Source organism: Streptomyces sp. CB02009 (assembly GCF_001905825.1).
In the GTDB taxonomy this organism is placed as follows: Bacteria; Actinomycetota; Actinomycetes; order Streptomycetales; family Streptomycetaceae; genus Streptomyces.
This window is the reverse complement of the sequence record NZ_LIVV01000003.1, coordinates 68730-86242: the sequence shown is the minus strand read 5'-3', so window position 1 is coordinate 86242 and position 17513 is coordinate 68730. Positions and strand designations below refer to the sequence as shown.

General features: G+C 73.7%; 16 protein-coding genes. 7 read left to right on the top strand and 9 right to left on the bottom strand.

Annotated features, from left to right (window positions below; genetic code table 11):
- Positions 1 to 86 precede the first annotated feature (86 nt).
- Together AMK27_RS13425 and miaA are read right to left on the bottom strand one after the other, a co-directional pair.
- Entirely contained in the window at positions 87 to 590 is a 504-nt protein-coding gene (locus AMK27_RS13425) for a hypothetical protein (RefSeq protein WP_073906257.1), read from the bottom strand.
- Between the two features lie 108 nt (positions 591 to 698).
- Positions 699 to 1637, bottom strand: coding sequence for a tRNA (adenosine(37)-N6)-dimethylallyltransferase MiaA (gene miaA, locus AMK27_RS13420; RefSeq protein WP_073906255.1), 939 nt, complete (start codon positions 1635 to 1637; stop codon positions 699 to 701).
- Positions 1638 to 1824: 187 nt separating this feature from the next.
- Between miaA and AMK27_RS13415 the strand changes: the two genes are divergently transcribed.
- On the top strand, positions 1825 to 2145 hold the full coding sequence (locus AMK27_RS13415) for a hypothetical protein (protein ID WP_241847482.1): 321 nt from the start codon (positions 1825 to 1827) through the stop codon (positions 2143 to 2145).
- Positions 2146 to 2196: 51 nt separating this feature from the next.
- Positions 2197 to 2559 carry an antitoxin gene (locus tag AMK27_RS13410; RefSeq protein ID WP_073906251.1) on the top strand — a complete coding sequence of 121 codons (363 nt, stop codon included), beginning with the start codon at positions 2197 to 2199 and terminating at the stop codon, positions 2557 to 2559.
- A 121-nt stretch (positions 2560 to 2680) separates the two neighbouring features.
- Here the strand turns inward: AMK27_RS13410 and AMK27_RS13405 are convergent, their stop codons facing one another.
- From AMK27_RS13405 to miaB, 3 genes are all read right to left on the bottom strand, one after another.
- On the bottom strand, positions 2681 to 3421 hold the full coding sequence (locus tag AMK27_RS13405) for a class III extradiol dioxygenase subunit B-like domain-containing protein (protein WP_107425561.1): 741 nt from the start codon (positions 3419 to 3421) through the stop codon (positions 2681 to 2683).
- Positions 3422 to 3714: 293 nt separating this feature from the next.
- Positions 3715 to 3993, bottom strand: a complete 279-nt coding sequence (locus AMK27_RS13400; protein ID WP_073906247.1) for a hypothetical protein — start codon at positions 3991 to 3993, stop codon at positions 3715 to 3717.
- 28 nt (positions 3994 to 4021) lie between these two features.
- Complete coding sequence (gene miaB / locus AMK27_RS13395; protein WP_073906245.1) at positions 4022 to 5551, bottom strand: tRNA (N6-isopentenyl adenosine(37)-C2)-methylthiotransferase MiaB; 1530 nt, start codon at positions 5549 to 5551, stop codon at positions 4022 to 4024.
- Positions 5552 to 5826: 275 nt separating this feature from the next.
- Here miaB and AMK27_RS13390 point away from each other — a divergent pair, with 275 nt between their 5' ends.
- The 4 genes from AMK27_RS13390 to AMK27_RS13375 all read left to right on the top strand — a co-directional run bounded on the left by AMK27_RS13390 (position 5827) and on the right by AMK27_RS13375 (position 10839).
- Positions 5827 to 6498 carry a DedA family protein gene (locus tag AMK27_RS13390; RefSeq protein WP_073906244.1) on the top strand — a complete coding sequence of 224 codons (672 nt, stop codon included), beginning with the start codon at positions 5827 to 5829 and terminating at the stop codon, positions 6496 to 6498.
- A 92-nt stretch (positions 6499 to 6590) separates the two neighbouring features.
- Positions 6591 to 7793 (top strand): histidine kinase, encoded by a 1203-nt coding sequence (locus AMK27_RS13385; RefSeq protein WP_079188417.1) that lies wholly within the window; start codon positions 6591 to 6593, stop codon positions 7791 to 7793.
- Positions 7784 to 8428, top strand: a complete 645-nt coding sequence (locus AMK27_RS13380) for a response regulator transcription factor (protein WP_073906242.1) — start codon at positions 7784 to 7786, stop codon at positions 8426 to 8428. The genes AMK27_RS13385 and AMK27_RS13380 overlap by 10 nt, the downstream gene beginning before the upstream one ends.
- A 179-nt stretch (positions 8429 to 8607) precedes the next feature.
- Positions 8608 to 10839: an MMPL family transporter gene (locus AMK27_RS13375; RefSeq protein WP_073906240.1), complete on the top strand. Its 2232-nt coding sequence runs from the start codon at positions 8608 to 8610 to the stop codon at positions 10837 to 10839.
- A gap of 48 nt (positions 10840 to 10887) precedes the next feature.
- On the opposite strand, the gene AMK27_RS13370 is transcribed toward AMK27_RS13375, so the two are convergent.
- On the bottom strand, positions 10888 to 11997 hold the full coding sequence (locus AMK27_RS13370; protein ID WP_073906238.1) for a CaiB/BaiF CoA transferase family protein: 1110 nt from the start codon (positions 11995 to 11997) through the stop codon (positions 10888 to 10890).
- 152 nt (positions 11998 to 12149) lie between these two features.
- Here AMK27_RS13370 and AMK27_RS13365 point away from each other — a divergent pair, with 152 nt between their 5' ends.
- Positions 12150 to 12566, top strand: a complete 417-nt coding sequence (locus AMK27_RS13365) for an organic hydroperoxide resistance protein (RefSeq protein ID WP_073906236.1) — start codon at positions 12150 to 12152, stop codon at positions 12564 to 12566.
- 157 nt (positions 12567 to 12723) lie between these two features.
- Here AMK27_RS13365 and hemL read toward each other — a convergent pair whose 3' ends face one another.
- Genes hemL through hemA form a run of 3 tightly spaced genes read right to left on the bottom strand, consistent with a single transcriptional unit; the run spans position 12724 to position 17509 of the window.
- Complete coding sequence (gene hemL / locus AMK27_RS13360; RefSeq protein ID WP_073906234.1) at positions 12724 to 14025, bottom strand: glutamate-1-semialdehyde 2,1-aminomutase; 1302 nt, start codon at positions 14023 to 14025, stop codon at positions 12724 to 12726.
- Positions 14022 to 16085 carry an acetate--CoA ligase family protein gene (locus AMK27_RS13355; RefSeq protein WP_073906232.1) on the bottom strand — a complete coding sequence of 688 codons (2064 nt, stop codon included), beginning with the start codon at positions 16083 to 16085 and terminating at the stop codon, positions 14022 to 14024. Before AMK27_RS13355 ends, hemL begins: the two co-directional genes overlap by 4 nt.
- Positions 16082 to 17509 carry a glutamyl-tRNA reductase gene (gene hemA, locus AMK27_RS13350; protein WP_073906230.1) on the bottom strand — a complete coding sequence of 476 codons (1428 nt, stop codon included), beginning with the start codon at positions 17507 to 17509 and terminating at the stop codon, positions 16082 to 16084. The genes AMK27_RS13355 and hemA overlap by 4 nt, the downstream gene beginning before the upstream one ends.
- Between the last annotated feature and the right edge of the window lie 4 nt (positions 17510 to 17513).

Below are 17513 nucleotides of genomic sequence, written 5' to 3'. Positions count from 1 at the left end.
GATCAACTGTACGGGGTGGTCCCGACGGGCCGCCCGGTCGTCCACGGGCCGGTCGGCGGGACCCGCCGGACGACCGGCCCGTACGGTCAGCGCAGGCGGGCGACGCGCCAGACGGCGAGGGCGACCAGCGCTGCGATCGTTGTCACGTAGAGCGCGAGGTAGCGCCAGTTCGGGCGCTCCCCGGAGCCGCGCTGCGGGAGACCCGGCCAGGTGTAGCCGACCTTGCGGGCGGCCATCATGCCCCAGCCCGCCGCGCAGAAGCTGATCAGCAGACCGAGCATGGCGAGGACGGCGCCGCCGTCCCCCGAGCCGAAGGCGAGCGGGAACGCGAACATCAGCGAGCCGACGGCCGCGAGACCGACGATCGGGGCGAGCTGCCAGATCCTCAGCCGGCGCTGCGGACGCAGCTCGACCTCGACCTCGTCGGCGTCCACCTCGACGGCGGTGCCCACCGCGTCGTCGGGGCCGTCCGGGGTCAGCCCCGGGGCGGCACCGACCGGCAGGTCGCCGGTCGGAAGGCCCGGTGTGTCACCCGTCGGGTCACCGAGCGCCGATTCGTGCTGTTCTCTGTCGCGAGGGCCGGCCTCCATCGCCACGCGCCCTCCCCACTCGGACTCCACTTGGTCGATCGATGCTCGATGATGGCACGCTCCCGACCGCCGAAATGACGGGCAGGGCGTCCCGATGCCATCACGTGATCAGGCTGTAACCGCTCGTTCGACCAACGAGAGCGCCTGCCCCGGGAGTTCCCCCCGGTGATCGGCGGCTCCGCTGAGCCAGTGGACCCGCGGGTCCCGGCGGAACCACGAGTCCTGGCGTCGGGCGAAGCGCTTGGTGGCGCGCACGGTCTCGGCGCGGGCCTCGTCCTCGGTGCACTCGCCCGCGAGCGCGGCGAGGACCTGCTGGTAGCCGAGGGCGCGGGCCGCGGTGCGCCCCTCGCGCAGGCCCTGGGCCTCCAGGGTGCGCACCTCGTCGACGAGGCCGGCCTCCCACATCCGGTCCACGCGCGTGGTGATCCGCTCGTCGAGCTCGGGGCGGCCCACGTCGACACCGATCTGCACCGTGTCGTAGACGGAGTCGGGTCCCGGCAGGTTCGCGGTGAAGGGCTTGCCGGTGATCTCGATCACCTCGAGGGCGCGGACGATCCGGCGCCCGTTGCTGGACAGGATCGCGCGGGCCGCCTCGGGGTCCGCCTCGGCGAGCCGGGCGTGCAGGACGCCGGGGCCGCGCTCGTCGAGCTCGGCCTCGAGACGGGCCCGGACGGCGGGGTCGGTGCCGGGGAACTCGAGGGCGTCGACGGCACCCCGTACGTACAGGCCGGAGCCGCCGACGAGGACGGGGGTGCGGCCGGCGGCGAGCAGCCGGTCGATCTCGGCGCGGGCGAGCCGCTGGTACTCGGCGACGCTGGCGGCCTCGGTCACGTCCCAGATGTCGAGGAGGTGGTGCGGAACGCCGCCGCGTTCCTCCGGTGTCAGTTTGGCGGTCCCGATGTCCATCCCCCGGTAGAGCTGCATCGAGTCTGCGTTGACGACCTCGCCCCCGAGCTGCTGGGCCAGGAACACACCCAGATCGGACTTTCCGGCCGCCGTGGGGCCGACGACGGCGATGACCCGCGGGGCGGGAGCTGCGCTTCTCACCGCACCAGTCTCGCAAACCTCACGGCCCGTCCCCGAACGAGCTACGTGACGGCGCCCATCCGGCTTCGTTTCCTGTTGCGAGGTTCCGGCTGTCGATCATCACGGAATCCCTCCCATCCGAGTACGCTATGGAGTGAATATGGGCGTTTTTGCATTGTTTCGCCGTAAGAAGAAGGATGCGGCCGCGGTGTCGTCGGAGGAGACGGGGACCGAGGCCGTCGTTCCGGCTGCGGACGGCGGCACGGAGACCGAGTCCGGGACGGAGGCCGGGACGGAGACCGTGACGGACGTCACCGGGGCCCTGACCGGATCCGCGGCCGACGCGGCGAAGGCCGTGAGCGCGGCGCCGGACGGCGTCGACGCGGACGACGTGGGCACCGGAGCGGTCGCCTCGGAGACCGTGGAGGTCGTGGACGTCGTGGACGTCGTGGACGTCGTGGAGATCCCGAAGCAGCAGTCCGCAGAGGCCGCCGCGGACAACGAGGCCGGCGAAGGCGCCCGTCAGTAGGCAGCACACGGAAGAGGGACTCCTCGGGGGTCCTCGGAGGGAAGGTGCCCCATGGGTCTCCTGGATTCGCTGAAGGCAAAGCTCGCCCCTGCCAAGGACAAGGTCGCCGATCTCGCTCAGCAGCACGGCGGCAAGATCGATCACGGCATCGAGAAGGCCGCGAAGCTGGTCGACGAGAAGACCAAGGGCAAGTACAGCGACAAGATCCATTCCGGTACGGACAAGGCCAAGGACGCACTGGACCGGATCGGTCACAAGGACGAAGCCACGCCGGGCAGCGGGGGCGCCCCCGGGACCGGCCCGGCGACCGGCCCCTTCCCCGGCACCGCCGGCACCGGCGGCACCGGTCCCACTCCCGGCAGCGACCCCGCGCCCGGCAGTGGCGGCGGCACGACCCCGCCGCCGAGCGCCTGACGTCCGGCGTCACCCGGCAGCCCCTCTGATACGGCGGACGGCCGCGGAGCACCTCGCTCCGCGGCCGTCCGCCGTTTCCGCGCGTCCGTGTGCCGGGGCCTCAGGTCTGTGTGCCGGGGCCTCAGGACCAGGCGGCCACGAAGTACCCCACGCCGTACGGGGCGTCCTCGAAGAGCAGCCGCCCGTCGAGGTCCGCGCCCTGCGCGGCGCCCGCGAGGACCTGCCAGGGGGCGCGGCCGGCCGCCTTCAGCTCGTACGCGAGCTCGGGTTCCAGGGCGAGGAGTGCGGCGGCGTCGGCCGTGCCGAGGGCGCGGGCGGCCTCCGCGTCGAAGCCGGCGGCCCGCTCGTCGAGGTAGCCCGGGGCCTTCACGGTCCGGCAGGCGCTGCCGTCGCCCATCACCAGGAGGGCGACCCGCTCGGCCGAGTCGGCGAGGCCGCGGCCGATCCCGGCGCAGACGTCCGGCGTCGCCGTCCCGTCGACGGCCAGGCCCTCGATCGGCGCGTCGGCCCACCCGGCCCGGCCGAGGAGCCAGGCGCCGACGGCGAGGGAGACGGGCAGGGGGCGGTCGGCGGCCGGCCGGCCCCCGTCGTCGCCGGCCGGTCGTCCCCCGTCGTCGCCGAGCCGTACGGAGAGGTCGACGCCGAAGCCCGCGAACGTGCCGGTCGAACCCGCGGGGAAGACGCCGTGGGCGCCCTCGCCGGCCGGGCCGACGACGTACAGCCGGTCGGGGCGCGCCGCGGCGAGCAGCCCGAGGGCATCCGTACAGGCCGCCCGCGCGGCGTCCAGCTCGGGGGCGGCGCCGGTCGCGACCTCGGGCACGAGGAGCGGCGGGCAGGGGCAGACGGCGGCGGCGACAAGCATGATCGGCAGCCTACTGCGCCCCACCCCGCGAGGCCCGGTTCCCCGCCCCGCGGGACCGGGCGCCGGAGCGCCCGGCACCCGGGCCTTCCGGCCCGCAATGCGTCCCCGCACCCCAGGCGCCCCTCCGACCCGCCGTCCATCCCGGCACCTGGGCCCTCGGACCCCCAGTGCGTGCGTCCCCGTACCCCAGGCCCCTCCGACCCGCCGTGCGTCCGCGCACCCCGGGGCCCCTCCGACCCGCCGTCCATCCCGGCACCCGGGCCTTTCCGCCCGTCCTCCGACCCGGCGCGCCGCTACTCGGGCGACTCCGCCTTCGAGTCGTGGACCAGTTCGGCGATGCCCATCGTGATCTCGGTCAGCGTCACCGCGCCCTTGACGATCACCAGGTAGCTGTCGCCGCCCGGCATGCGGTAGACCTCGCGCCACTTCTCCCGCAGCGGCGCGCGGTACGTCCTGGTGACGCCGAGCAGCGCCTCCCGGGCGTCGTCCCGGGTGCCGGACACCCGGGCGAGCACCTCGGTGAAGTAGGAGTCACCCGACCCGTACTGCGCGTAGACGATCCACTTCTCCATGCATTCCCCCCACAGGTGCGATCGGGTGTCAGTGGCTCCCGCAGGCCGGGACCGCGGCCGCCGGGAGCGGCTCCGGGACCCCGATCCCCGGCAGCCCGAGCAGCACGCCCGCCGGCTTCGCCGCGGCCGCGGTGGTGCGCTTCTCCCAGGCGTCGCCGGCGCGGGTGCGGCGCACCGCCGCGACGGGGCCCTCGGCGAGCAGGTGGTGCGGGGCGGCGTAGGTGATCTCGACGGTCACGACGTCGCCGGGGCGGACGTCCTCGGCCGGCTTGGTGAAGTGGACGAGCCGGTTGTCGGGGGCGCGGCCCGAGAGCCGGTCGGTGGCGCCGTCCTTGCGGCCCTCGCCCTCCGCGACCATGACGTCCAGGGTGCGGCCCACCTGCTTCTTGTTCTCCTCCCAGGAGATCTCCTCCTGGAGCGCGACCAGGCGCATGTAGCGCTCCTGGACGACCTCCTTGGGGATCTGGCCCTCCATGTCGGCGGCCGGGGTTCCGGGGCGCTTGGAGTACTGGAAGGTGAAGGCGTTCGCGAAGCGGGCCTCGCGCACGGCGTGCATGGTCTGCTCGAAGTCCTCCTCGGTCTCGCCGGGGAAGCCCACGATGATGTCGGTGGAGATGGCGGCGTGCGGGATGGCCGCGCGGACCTTCTCGATGATCCCGAGGAAACGCTCCTGCCGGTAGGAGCGGCGCATCGCCCGGAGGATCGAGTCCGAGCCGGACTGCATCGGCATGTGGAGCTGCGGCATCACGTTCGGCGTCTCGGCCATCGCCGCGATCACGTCGTCGGTGAAGTCGCGGGGGTGCGGGGAGGTGAAGCGGACCCGCTCCAGGCCCTCGATCTGCCCGCAGGCGCGCAGCAGCTTGGAGAAGGCCTCGCGGTCGCCGAGGTCGGAGCCGTACGCGTTGACGTTCTGGCCGAGCAGGGTGATCTCGGAGACGCCCTCGGCGACCAGCGCCTCGATCTCGGCGAGGATGTCGCCGGGACGGCGGTCCTCCTCCTTGCCGCGCAGGGCCGGGACGATGCAGAAGGTGCAGGTGTTGTTGCAGCCGACGGAGATCGAGACCCAGGCGGCGTAGGCGGACTCGCGGCGGGTCGGCAGCGTCGAGGGGAAGGCCTCGAGCGACTCGGCGATCTCGATCTGCGCCTCCTCCTGCACGCGGGCGCGCTCCAGGAGGACGGGCAGCTTGCCGATGTTGTGCGTGCCGAAGACCACGTCGACCCAGGGGGCCTTCTCGACGATGGTGTCGCGGTCCTTCTGCGCGAGGCAGCCGCCGACGGCGATCTGCATGCCGGGGCGCGTGGTCTTCCGCGGGGCGAGCCGGCCGAGGTTGCCGTACAGCTTGTTGTCGGCGTTCTCGCGGACCGCGCAGGTGTTGAAGACGACGACGTCGGCGTCCCCGTCGGAGCCCTTGGGGGCCTGGACGTAACCCGCCTCTTCCAGCAGACCGGAGAGCCGCTCGGAGTCGTGGACGTTCATCTGGCACCCGTAGGTGCGGATCTCATAGGTCTTGGTGCCGTCAACGCTCACTGCGGTGCTCCGGTCGCTGCTGCTCGTCATGCGTCCAAGGGTAGGCGGTCCCCGGAGAGCCTCCGGCCGGACCGGGAGCCGGAGGCGGAGCGGGACCGGGCCGGGAGTCGCCCCCCGGCGCCGGCCGTCCGTCGCGGGCCGGGCCGCACGCCTGACCCTGCGGTTTTCCGCAGGGTCGGGCGTACGGAGAACCGGACCGGGATGGGTGGGATCCCTCATACCGGCGCTGAGCTGCGTTTCCTAGGGTCGTGGGAGAAGAGCGGGGCATCCGCCCCGCATCCTCCCGGCCGGCTTGGAGTCCCGTCATGCAGCTCGACCTCACGACCACGGCGGTCGCCCAGCAGCCCGCCGACGGCGTCGCCGGCTGGGCCGCCGACCTCGTCGACACGATGGGCGGCCCCGGAGCCGGCCTCGCCATCGCCCTGGAGAACCTCTTCCCGCCGCTGCCCAGCGAGGTGATCCTGCCGCTCACCGGATTCGCCGCCGGTCAGGGAGTGCTGAGCCTGGCCTCGGCGCTGTTCTGGACGACGCTCGGCTCCGTGGTGGGAGCGGTGGCGCTCTACTGGATCGGGGTGCTCTTCGGCCGGGACCGGATGCACGCGCTCTGGCGGAAGCTGCCCCTGGTGAAGTCCTCGGACCTGGTCCGTACGGAGGAGTGGTTCGCCCGGCACGGCACCAAGGCCGTGTTCCTCGGGCGGATGGTGCCGATCTTCCGGAGCCTGATCTCGGTTCCGGCCGGTGTCGAGCGGATGCCGCTGCCGCTCTTCGTCCTGCTCACCACGCTCGGCAGCCTCATCTGGAACAGCGTGCTCGTGATGGCCGGCTACTGGCTGGGCGACCGCTGGGACGTCGTGGAGACCTACGTGGGTGTCCTGTCGAAGGCGGTCCTCGGCATGGTCGCCGTCGCCGTCGCGGCCTACGTGGCGGTCCGGCTGCGCGGTCGCGGCCGGGCCGACCGGCACCGGCGCGCCTCATGACCCGGGGCTCCCGCCCCACCGGTACGGCACCGCCTCCCGCACCGCCCCGACGATCTTGCCCGGGTGGTGCGGGCGCACTAGTCTCGGGCCCCGTGCACGGGGACGGGGAGCCGGCGACGGCCGGGAACACCGCGGGTGGGGACGGACCCGCCACCCGTGCGTCCGTCCCGTCCTCAGCCCGCCGCGGTCTCGGCACCCTCGCCGGCTGCGCGACCGCGCTGCTCGGCGCCCTCTACTTCCTGACGGTCGGTACGGCCCTGGGCCCGTTCCTGCTCCGGCCGCGCACCCGCGCCGGCGCGCTGGGGGTCCTGACGGCCGGCGCCCGGCGCCTGGTCGCGGTCGAACGGGTCCGCCGCTCCGCCTTCTTCGGCGATCTCTTCCCCGCGCACTACGAGGCCTCGGACCGGAAGGTCCTGCGCTACCTCGCCGTCCGCAGTTCCACGGGGCTGCTCTGCGCGGTCGTCATCGCGCTGCTCGTCTTCGGCGCCGTCCTGGCCGGAATCCTGGCGTACGGCGCGGGGCGGGGCACTCTCGACTGGGACGAACTGCTCACCCAGGTCCTGCTCGGCGGCGTGCTGCTCTTCCTCGACGTCCAGGGCCTGTTCTCGCTGGCCGCGCTCGACGCCCGCACCGCCCGCGCGTGCTTCGGTCCCTCCGAGGGGGAGCTCCTCCGGCGCCGGATCGACGAACTCGCCGCCAGCCGGGCCGCCGTCGTCGAGGCCGTGGACGCCGAGCGCCGGCGCATCGAGCGCGACCTCCATGACGGGCTGCAGCAGCGCCTGGTGGCGCTCGCCATGCTGATCGGGCGGGCCCGCAGGGGCCGCCGCCCCGAGCAGGCCGAGGCGCTGCTGCTCCAGGCCCACCAGGAGGCGCAGGGCATGCTGACCGAACTGCGCGAGGTGGCCTGGCGGGTGTACCCGTCGGCGCTCGACAGCCTCGGGCTCGAAGAGGCGATCGGCGGAGTCGCCGAACGGAGCGGCATCCCGTTGCGGACCCGGTACGAGGTCGCCGCGCCGCTGCCCCGGCCGGTCGAGACGGCCGCCTACTTCGTGGTGTCGGAGTCCGTGACGAACGCGGCCAAGCACTCCTCGGCCTCGGAGATCGCGGTGACCGTGGCCCTCGACGGAGCACGGCTCACCGTACGGATCGAGGACGACGGCACCGGGGGCGCGAGCGAGAAAGGCAGCGGGCTGACCGGACTGCGCAGCCGGGTGGCCGCGCTCGACGGCGTGCTGCACGTCCACAGCCCCCTCGGGGGACCGACCACCATCACCGCGGAGCTGCCGTGCGCGTAATCCTTGCCGAGGACTCGACCCTGCTGCGTGAGGGCCTGGTCAGGCTGCTCGCCGAGGAGGGCCACGAGGTCCTGGCGGCGCTCGGGGACGCGGAGACGCTGCTCACGGAGGTCGAGGAGCGGCGGCCTGACGCCGTCGTCGTCGACATCCGGATGCCCCCGACCCATACCGACGAGGGGCTGCGGGCGGCCGTCGAGATCCGTGAGCGCCGGCCGGAGGTGGGCGTGCTGGTGCTGTCGCAGCACGTCGAGCGCTCGTACGCGGCCAAGCTCCTCGCGTCCAACGCCGAACGGGTCGGCTACCTCCTCAAGGACCGGGTGGCCCAGGTCGAGGAGTTCCTCGACGCGCTGGAACGGATCCACGCCGGCGGGGCCGTCATCGACCCGGAGGTCGTACGGCAGCTGGTCGTCCGGACCACCCACGGGGATCCGCTCGCGCGGCTGACGCCGAGGGAGCGGACGGTCCTGGAGGCGCTCGCGGAGGGGCACACGAACGCGGCCATCGCGAAGAAGCTGCACATCTCGCTGAGTTCGGTGGAGAAGAACCTCAACACCGTCTTCGACAAGCTGGAGCTGACCCACACGACGGGCTACAGCCGGCGGATCCTCGCGGTGCTCCGCTATCTGGAGTCGTAGCCGTACGACGACACACGCGCCGCCGGAATGCGCGCGCCGTCGAACCGCGCGCCTCCCGCCCGGAATTCCCGCCCCGCATTACGGGAAACCGCACGGGTTTACCTCGTACTCCCGTCGTTCTCCCCTGAATAGCGTTTCTCCCGTCGCGCAGACGCGAAGCCAACGGGAGGGAACCGCCCATGCGAAGGAAACCGGCGACGGTACGGATCGCTCGATGGAGTGCCACGCACCCGTGGTCCGCCATCGGCCTCTGGGTCGTCTTCGTCGCGCTCTGCCTCCTGCTCGGCGGGGCCGCCGGAACGCAGCGGATCAGCGACGCGGAGTCGGGGGTCGGCGAGTCCGGCCGCGCCGGCCGGATCACGGCCTCGGGGCGCTTCACCGAGAAACCCGAGGAGAACGTCCTCATCACCGCCGCCGGCGGCGGACGGCTCGACACCGCCACCGCGCGGAAGGCCGCCGCGGAGCTCGCCGGAAGGATGAGGGCCCTGCCCGAGGTGGAGAGCGTCGGCTCCGCCCTCCCCTCCCCCGACGGCACGGCGCTGCTGCTCCCGGTGACCATGCGGGGCGACACGGAGGACGCCGACACCCGGGTCCAGCCGCTGCTCGACGCGAGCGCGGCCACCGAGAGGGCCCACGAGGGCCTGACGATCGACCAGATCGGCACCGGATCCACCGCCAAGGGGCTCGGCGAGACCCTCGGCGAGGACTTCAGGAAGGCCGAGCTGATCAGCCTTCCGCTGACCCTGCTGATCCTGCTCGTCGTCTTCGGCGCGATCATCGCCGCCGGTGTGCCGGTGCTGCTCGCCCTGTCCTGCGTCGGTGCCGCGATCGGCCTGTCGGCCCTCGCCTCGCACGTACTGCCCGAGACCAGCGCCGTCAGCAACGTCATCCTGCTCATGGGCATGGCCGTCGGTGTCGACTACTCCCTCTTCCACCTCAAGCGGGAGCGTGAGGAACGGCGCAAGGGCGCCTCGCACCTGGATGCCATCGAGATCGCCGCCGAGACCTCGGGGCACACGGTCGTCGTCTCCGGTACGACCGTCATCGTCTCGATGGCCGGCCTCTACCTCGCCCAGGAGGCCACGTTCGCCTCGCTGGCCACCGGGTCGATCATCGTCGTGGCCGTCGCCGTCCTGGCGTCGCTGACCGTGCTCCCCGCGCTCCTGGCCAAGCTCGGCCGCTGGGTCGACCGGCCCAGGGTGCCGTTCCTGTGGCGGCTCACCCTGCGCTCCTCCTCCGGGTCCCGGCTCTGGCCCGTGCTCCTGCGCCCCGCGCTCGTACGGCCCGCGCTCACGCTCGCGGTCTCCGTCGGCGCCCTGCTCGTCCTCGCCCTGCCCGCCCTCGACCTGCGCCTGAAGCAGCCCGGCTCCGACGATCTGTCGCGCGACATCCCGGTCGTCCGCGCCATGGACCGGCTCACCGCCGCGTTCCCCGGCAAGGGCACCGTCCACCAGGTGGCCGTGCGGGCCCCCGCCGAGCGGGCCGACGAGGTCGAGGCCGCGCTCAGGAGCCTGCTGAACCGTGCCGAGGATGAGCGGCTGTTCGCGCACGACCTGGCGCCCGCGATCCGCGCGTCGGCCGACAGGCGCGTGCACACCGTCGCCGTCGGCACCCCGCACTCGCCGAGGAGCGACGGGGCGCGCGCGTCGCTCGCCCTGCTGCGGGCCTGGGTGCCCGAGGCGCTCGCACCCGTCCGGGGCGCCGAGGGCGCGGTCGGCGGCAAGGTGGCCCAGGGGGTCGACTTCACCGGCCATCTGAAGGACCGGATGCCGTGGGTGGTCGGCTTCGTCCTGCTGCTGACCTTCGTCACCATGGCCGCGATCTTCCGCTCCCTCGCCGTGGCGCTCTCCGCGATCCTCCTGAACCTGCTGTCCGCGGCCGCCTCGTTCGGCGTCCTCGTCGCGGTCTTCCAGCACACCTGGGCCGAGGGCCTGCTCGACTTCCACAGCTCGGGGGCGGTCGTCTCCTGGCTCCCGCTCTTCCTCTTCGTGGTCCTCTTCGGACTCTCGATGGACTACCACGTGTTCGTCGTGAGCCGGATCCGCGAGGCGGCCCTCGACGGCGCCGGCGTCCGCGACGCCGTCCGCGAGGGCATCACCCGCTCCGCCGGCGTCGTCACCGGCGCGGCGATCGTCATGGTGGCGGTGTTCGCCGTCTTCGGGACGCTCAGCATGGTGGAGTTCAAGCAGCTGGGCGTCGGCCTGGCGGCGGCGATCCTGCTCGACGCGGTGGTGATCCGGATCTTCGTCCTGCCGGCCCTGATGACGGCCCTCGGCCGGTGGAACTGGTGGCCGGGCGGACTCGGCCCGGCGTCGCGGGGCCGGCACGCGGCCCGCTCCGACGCGGACCGGCCGCCGCGCCCGCCGGTGCCGGTGCCGGTGGGGGCAGCGGCGGGGGAACACCGGCGGTAGCGGGCGACCGGCCGGGTGATCCGGACGGTCGCCCGGAGCCCGGCCGGATCACCCCCGCCACTCGGCGAGGACCTCCTCCGTGTGCTCGCCCGGCAAGGGGGCGCGGCCCGGGGCCGCCGCGGGGGTGCGGTCGAAGCGGGAGGGCGGGGCGGGCTGGCGGACGGCGCTGTCCCCGATCGCCACGAAGGCCCCGCGGGCCGCGAGTTGGTGGTGCGCGGCGGCTTCCGCGGCTGTGAGGACCGGAGCGACTCCCGCGTCCACGGCGTCGAAGAGCTTGACCCAGTGGTCGCGGTCCCGGGTCGCGAACCGGGCCGCGATCAGCTCGCGGAGCGCGGGCCAGGCCGCCGGGTCGGAGCGGTCCGGGAGGCCGCTGTCCTCGGGGCGGGTGCCGGCGTCCGTGAGGCCCAGCTGCTCCAGGAGGTTCTGGTAGAGCCGGGGTTCGATGGCGGCGACCGCGAGGTGGTGGCCGTCGGCGGCCCGGTAGAGCGAGTAGTGCGGGGCGTCGGTGACGGTGTGGTTGCCGGGGACCTCGCGCCACTGGTGGATCAGCGTGGAGATCAGGGCGGCGCCGTCGGCGAGCGCGGTGTCGACGACCTGGCCCCGGCCCGAGCGCTCCCGCTCGTGGAGCGCGGCGAGCAGCCCCTGCACATGGGCGTTGGCGCCGCCGGCGAAGCTGGAGAGGTACGCGGTCGGCGGCAGCACCGGGTCACCGGTGACCGGGTCGACGTCGAGGGCCCCGGTCAGGGCCAGGACCGCCAGGTCGTGGGCGGCGCGGCCGGCCCACTCGCCCTGCTGGCCCCAGCCGCTGACCCGTCCGTACACGAGGCGCGGGTTGCGGGCGTGCGCCGCCTCCGGCCCGATGCCGAGCCGGTCGGCGACGCCGGGACGGAAGCCCTCGACGAGGATGTCGGCGTGCTCGGCGAGCGACAGGGCCTGTTCGACGCCCTCGGGGCTCTTGAGGTCCAGGGCGACCGAACGGCGGCCGCGGGAGAGCGGGTTCTCCGCCGGGCGCGGCTCGTCGGGGCCGGCGGCCTTCCCGGGCGCCCGGTCGACCCGTACGACGTCGGCGCCGAGCCCCGCGAGGACGGTTCCGACGAACGCCGTCGGTGCCGAGCCCGCGAATTCCAGTACGCGCACTCCGGTCAGCGGTCCGGCCATGGCCAACTCCCTCGTGTCCAAAGGTCTGTGATGCTTTCCACGCTATTCCGGAGGGCGGGTCAGGGGACTGCGGACATCCGTAGCGTCCGGAATTCGGCGGCGCCCGAGACTGGGGGAATTCCCCCTTTCCCGAAGTCGAAAGGCATGACGAAATGGCCGTCGTCTACACCGCCGAGGTCACCTCCACCGGAGACGGGCGCAACGGCGCCGTGCGCTCCTCCGACGGGCTGCTCGACCTTCCGCTGTCGAGTCCCAAGGCCGTGGGCGGATCCGGCACCGCGACCAACCCCGAGCAGCTCTTCGCCGCCGGCTACGCCGCCTGCTTCCACAGCGCGCTCCGGGTCTCCGCGCGGGAGTCCAAGGTCGCGCTGGCGGACGACACGGTCGTCGCCGAGGTGGCCCTCCACAAGGAGGACAGCGGGTTCCACCTGTCGGTCGTCCTCACCGTCGAACTCCCCGGACTGGACGCCGACGAGGCCCGTCGCCTGGCCGACGCGGCGCACGGGCGCTGCCCGTACTCGAAGGCGGTCCGGGGGAACGTGGAGGTACGGGTGAACCTCGCCCCGTAGCCCCCTTCCCGTCCGTACGGAGGAGAGCCGATCCGCGGTCGCCGCGGATCGGCTCCGACGCGTATCCGTACGGAGGGATCCGTACGGAGGGGAAAGGGGAAGGCCCCCGTGGTCCTGCCACGGGGGCCTTCCTCGTCTCTCCTCCGCGGCCCCGGTGTCAGGGCCTCGCGGCCGCTGCCGCCGCGGCCGCCGCGGGCAGTGCCTCGACCACCCGGCTCACCGCCCGGTCGTCGTGCGAGGCCGAGACGAACCAGGCCTCGAAGGGCGACGGCGGCAGGTAGACGCCGCGGCGCAGGAGCTCGTGGAAGAAGGGCGTGTACCGGTACGACTCCGTGGCGCGGACGCCGTCGAAGTCGACGACCTCGTCCTCGGTGAAGAAGACCGAGAACATCGTGCCGGAGTACTGGACCCGGTGCGCCACGCCCTCCTTGGCCAGCGCCGCCGAGACCTCGCGGCCGAGCGTCGCCGAGACCTCGTCGAGCCGCTCGTACACCTCGGGGGTGCTGTGCCGGAGCGTGGCGAGGCCGGCGGCGGTGGCGACCGGGTTCCCCGAGAGCGTGCCCGCCTGGTAGACGGGTCCGGCCGGGGCCAGGTGGGCCATCACGTCGGCGCGACCGCCGAAGGCCGCCGCCGGGAAGCCGCCGCCCATGACCTTGCCGAAGGTCAGCAGGTCCGGGGCCACGCCGTCCCGTCCGTACCAGCCGGCGCGGCTGGCCCGGAAGCCGGTCATCACCTCGTCGGAGACGAAGAGCGCCCCGTGCCGTGACGTGATCTCCTTCAGGCCCGCGTTGAAGCCGGGCAACGGCGGGACGGCCCCCATGTTGCCGGGCGCGGCCTCCGTGATCACGGCGGCGATCTCGTCGCCGATCTCGGCGAAGACCTTCTCGACGGAGGCCAGGTCGTTGTACGGCAGGACGATGGTGTCGCTCGCCTGTGCTCCGGTGACGCCCGGTGTGTCGGGGAGCGCGAAGGTCGCGAGACCGGAGCCGGCCGAGGCGAGGAGCGCGTCCACGTGGCCGTGGTAGCAGCCGGCGAACTTCACGATCTTGCCGCGCCCGGTGAAGCCGCGGGCGAGCCGGATCGCCGACATCGTCGCCTCGGTGCCGGAGCTGACGAGGCGGACCTGCTCGACCGGGGCGACCCGCTCGACGATCTCCTCGGCGAGCTCGACCTCCCCGGTGGACGGCGCTCCGAACGACGTGCCGAGCGACAGGGCCCGGCCGACCGCCTCGACGACGGCCGGGTGCCGGTGGCCCAGGATCATCGGACCCCAGGAGCAGATCAGGTCGACGTACTCGTTGCCGTCGGCGTCCGTGAGGTACGGGCCCTGGGCCGAGGCCATGAACGGCGGGGTGCCGCCGACGGCCCCGAAGGCGCGCACCGGGGAGTTGACGCCGCCGGGGGTGACCCGGCGGGCCCGCTCGAAGAGCGCTCGGCTCGCGGTCCCTGCGCCGCTCATCGCCCGGCCTCCTCGGGGGCGTCGAAACCGAGGGCCGCGTCGAGGACGACGGCGCCCTTCGGCAGGACGCGGACGGGGTTCAGGTCCAGGGCGAAGCCGGTGGGCCAGTCCTGCACCAACGCACCGATCTTGTGGAGGAGTTCGGCGGCGGCATCGATGTCCACGGCGGTACGCCCGCGCGCCCCGCCGAGTATCTTCGCGCCGCGCAGCCCGGCGAGGAGGTCGGCCCCCTCACCGGGGGCGAGCGGCAGGAGCCGGTGGCCGACGTCGTCCAGGACCTCGGTGAAGATCCCGCCGAGGCCGGCGGTGAGCACCGGGCCCAGGTCGGTGGTGTGGACGCCGACGATCAGCTCGACGCCCTCGCCCTCCCGGTCGATCAGTTCCTCGACGAGCACCTGTCCGCCGAGGGCGGCGAGGCGGGCGTGGACCTCGGGCGCGGTGTCGGCGGTGACGCCGATCTCCACTCCCCCGGCCTCCGTCTTGTGGAGCAGGCCCGGCACGACGGCCTTGAGCACGGCCGTACCCCCGACCTCGGTGACGGCGCGCACGGCGTCCTCGGCGTCCTCGGCGATACGGCCCTGGGGCACCGAGATCCCGGCCTCGGCGAGCAGCCGCTTCAGCTCGGGTTCGGTGGCCCCGGCACCGGGGCCCGGCACGGTCCCGGGGCGCGGGGCGTCCGGCAGGGTACGGGGGCGGCTGACCTCCCAGAGGGCGGCGGCGGCGCGCAGGGCGCGGGCCGGCGTGGGGTACTCGGGGAGCCCGGCCTCGCGCAGGTCGCGCGGGGCGTCGGGGGCGAGGAAGTCGGCGCCGGTGCGGGCGACGAGGATGGGCTTGCCGCCCTTCTCGGCCGCGCGGGAGAGGGCGTTGACGGCCTTCTCGACATCGGGTCCGGCCATCACGCAGAAGGCGGCGACGATGATGTCGACGGTGTCGTCGGCGATCAGGACGTCGAGGGAGCGGTCGAAGAGCGAGGGGTCGCTGAGGACCGTGGCCGTGATGTCGACGGGGTTGTCGATGGCCCCGAAGGCGGGGACGATCTCGGCGAGCGCCTCCTTGCTGCGCGGTTCCAGGGCGCTGAGTTCGAGGCCGTGGGCCTCGACGGCGTCGGCGGCGAGGATGCCGGAGCCGCCGGAGGTGGTGACCACGGCGACCCGGTTCCCGGTGGGGCGCCGCTCGGACTCGAAGACCCGTGCCACGTCGAGGAGTTCGTCGATGTCGTCGACACGGACGATGCCGAGGCCGCGCAGGGCCGCGTCCAGGACGCGGTCGTCGGTGGCGAGGGCGCCGGTGTGCGAGGCGGCGGCCCGGCCGCCGGCCTCGGTGCGGCCCGACTTGAGCAGGGCGACGGGCTTGCCGGAGCCGGCCAGTTCGCGGAGGGTCCCGATGTCCGGGGTGTCCTCCAGGTACCCGAGCAGACCGGTGACTTCGGGGACGGCGGCGAGTTCGCGGAGGACTTCGAGGGCGGTGACGTCGGCGTCGTTGCCGGTGCTGACGACCCAGCCGGGGCGCAGGCCCCGCTCCAGGGCGAGGCTGGCGGCCCCGAAGCCGAGCGCGCCGCTCTGGCTGACGAAGGCGAGGGTGCCGGGCTCGAAGGGCACGGACTCGGCGCCGAAGAGGGGGCTGAAGGTGGCGAGGACGCGGTTCTCGTACCCGACGGCACCGATGCAGTTGGGGCCGATGATCCGCAGGCCTCCGGCGCGGGCCTTGGCGACGATCTCGTCCTGGAGCCGGGCGCCCTCCTCACCGGTCTCGGCGAAGCCGGAGGAGGCGATGACGGCGAGCTTGACGCCGGCGGCCACGCAGTCGTCGACGGCGCCGGCGACCCGTTCGGCGGAGACCATGATCAGGGCGAGGTCGACGGGGCCGGGGGCGTCCTTCACGCTGGGGTACGCGGGGACTCCGAGGATCTCCGGGGAGCGCGGGTTGACCGGCAGGATGCGGCCCTTGTAGCCGTACCGGAGGAGGTAGTCGAGCGGCTTGCGGCCCAGGGCGCCGGGGCGCTCGCTGGCGCCGATGACGGCGATGGATTCGGCTTCCCAGAGAGCCGAGATGTCACTCATGCGATGGCCTCGATCTTCGTCTCGTTCTGTGCGTTCGGGTCGTTCTGCGCGTGCTGTGCCTGCTGTGCTTGTTGCGCCTGCTGTGGGGCGCCGGCGCCGTCCTCGGCCTCCGCCGCCGCGAAGAGGCGGGTGAAGGCGGCGATGTGCCGGGCGCCGTCGGGGTCGGCCGCGAGCTCCCGCACCAGGACGGTGGGCTGGTGCAGGGCCTTGTCGACGATCCGCCGTACGCTGCGGTCGATCTCCCGCCGCACCGTGCCGTCGACGCCTTCGATGCCGTCCAGCCGGCGTGCGAGACGGTTGAGTTCGACGTCGGCGGCCTCGGTGGCGGCGGTCCGGAGCGCGGTGAGGACCGGCTTGGCGCCGGCGAGCCGCAGTCCGGTGCGGAACTGCTCGACCTCCGCGTCGATCAGCTCGTGCGCGGCCTGGACGCTGGCCGCCGAGATCTCGTCCTCCTGGCCCTCCTCCGCGATCCGGCGGAGGTCGACGAAGGTGACGCCGGGCAGGTCGGCCGCGCCGGGCGCGATGTTGTGCGGAAGGGACAGGTCGAGCAGGAACAGCTCGCGGCCGTCCCGGGCGGCGAGCGCCTCCTCGACGTCCCGGGCGGAGACGAGGTGGCCGGTGGCGGCGGTGGCGCCGACGACCACGTCCACCTCGGTGAGCAGTTTCGGCAGGTCCGTCAGGTCGTACCCGACGCCGCCGGTGGTCTCGGCGAGCCGCTGCGCCTTCTCCGGGGTGCGGTTGGCGACGTGGACCCGGTCGAGGCCGGAGCGGCGCAGCGCGGCGACGACGACCCCGGCGAAGGCTCCGGCGCCGATGACCAGGGCGGTCTTGCCGTGCAGGGAGCCGACCCGGCGCTCGAAGAAGCCGAGTCCGGCGGTGGCGAGCGAGCGGCCCGCCTCGTTGAGACCGGTCTCGTTGCGGGCCCGTTTGCCGACCCGCAGGGCGGTCTGCACGGCCTTGGCGAGGACCCGGCCGGTGCGGTCGAGCCGCTGGGAGCGTTCGAGGCCCAGCTTCACCTGCCCGAGGATCTGGTCCTCGCCGACCACGACCGATTCGAGTCCGGACGCCACCGCGAACAGATGGCGTACGGCTCCGTCGGCGTGGTGGCTGTAGAGGTGCGGGGCGATCTCCTCGTGGTCGACCCCGGTGTGCTCGGCGAACAGCCTGCCGAGGCCGTTCAGTTCGCCGGCGGCCGCCGGTTCGCCCGCGTCCCCGAAGCCGGCGGTGCCGCCGCGGGTCTCGGCGTAGATCTCCAGGCGGTTGCAGGTGGAGACGACGACGGCGGCGTCGATGCCGTCGACGGAGGTGACGTCGGAGACGAGGTCCTCGGCGGGCCGGTCGGTGCCGGCGAGTCTCTCCAGGAGGTCGAGCGGGGCGCTGGCATGGCTGATGCCGAGGACCAGCATGGTGGAGGACGGGCTCACCGGG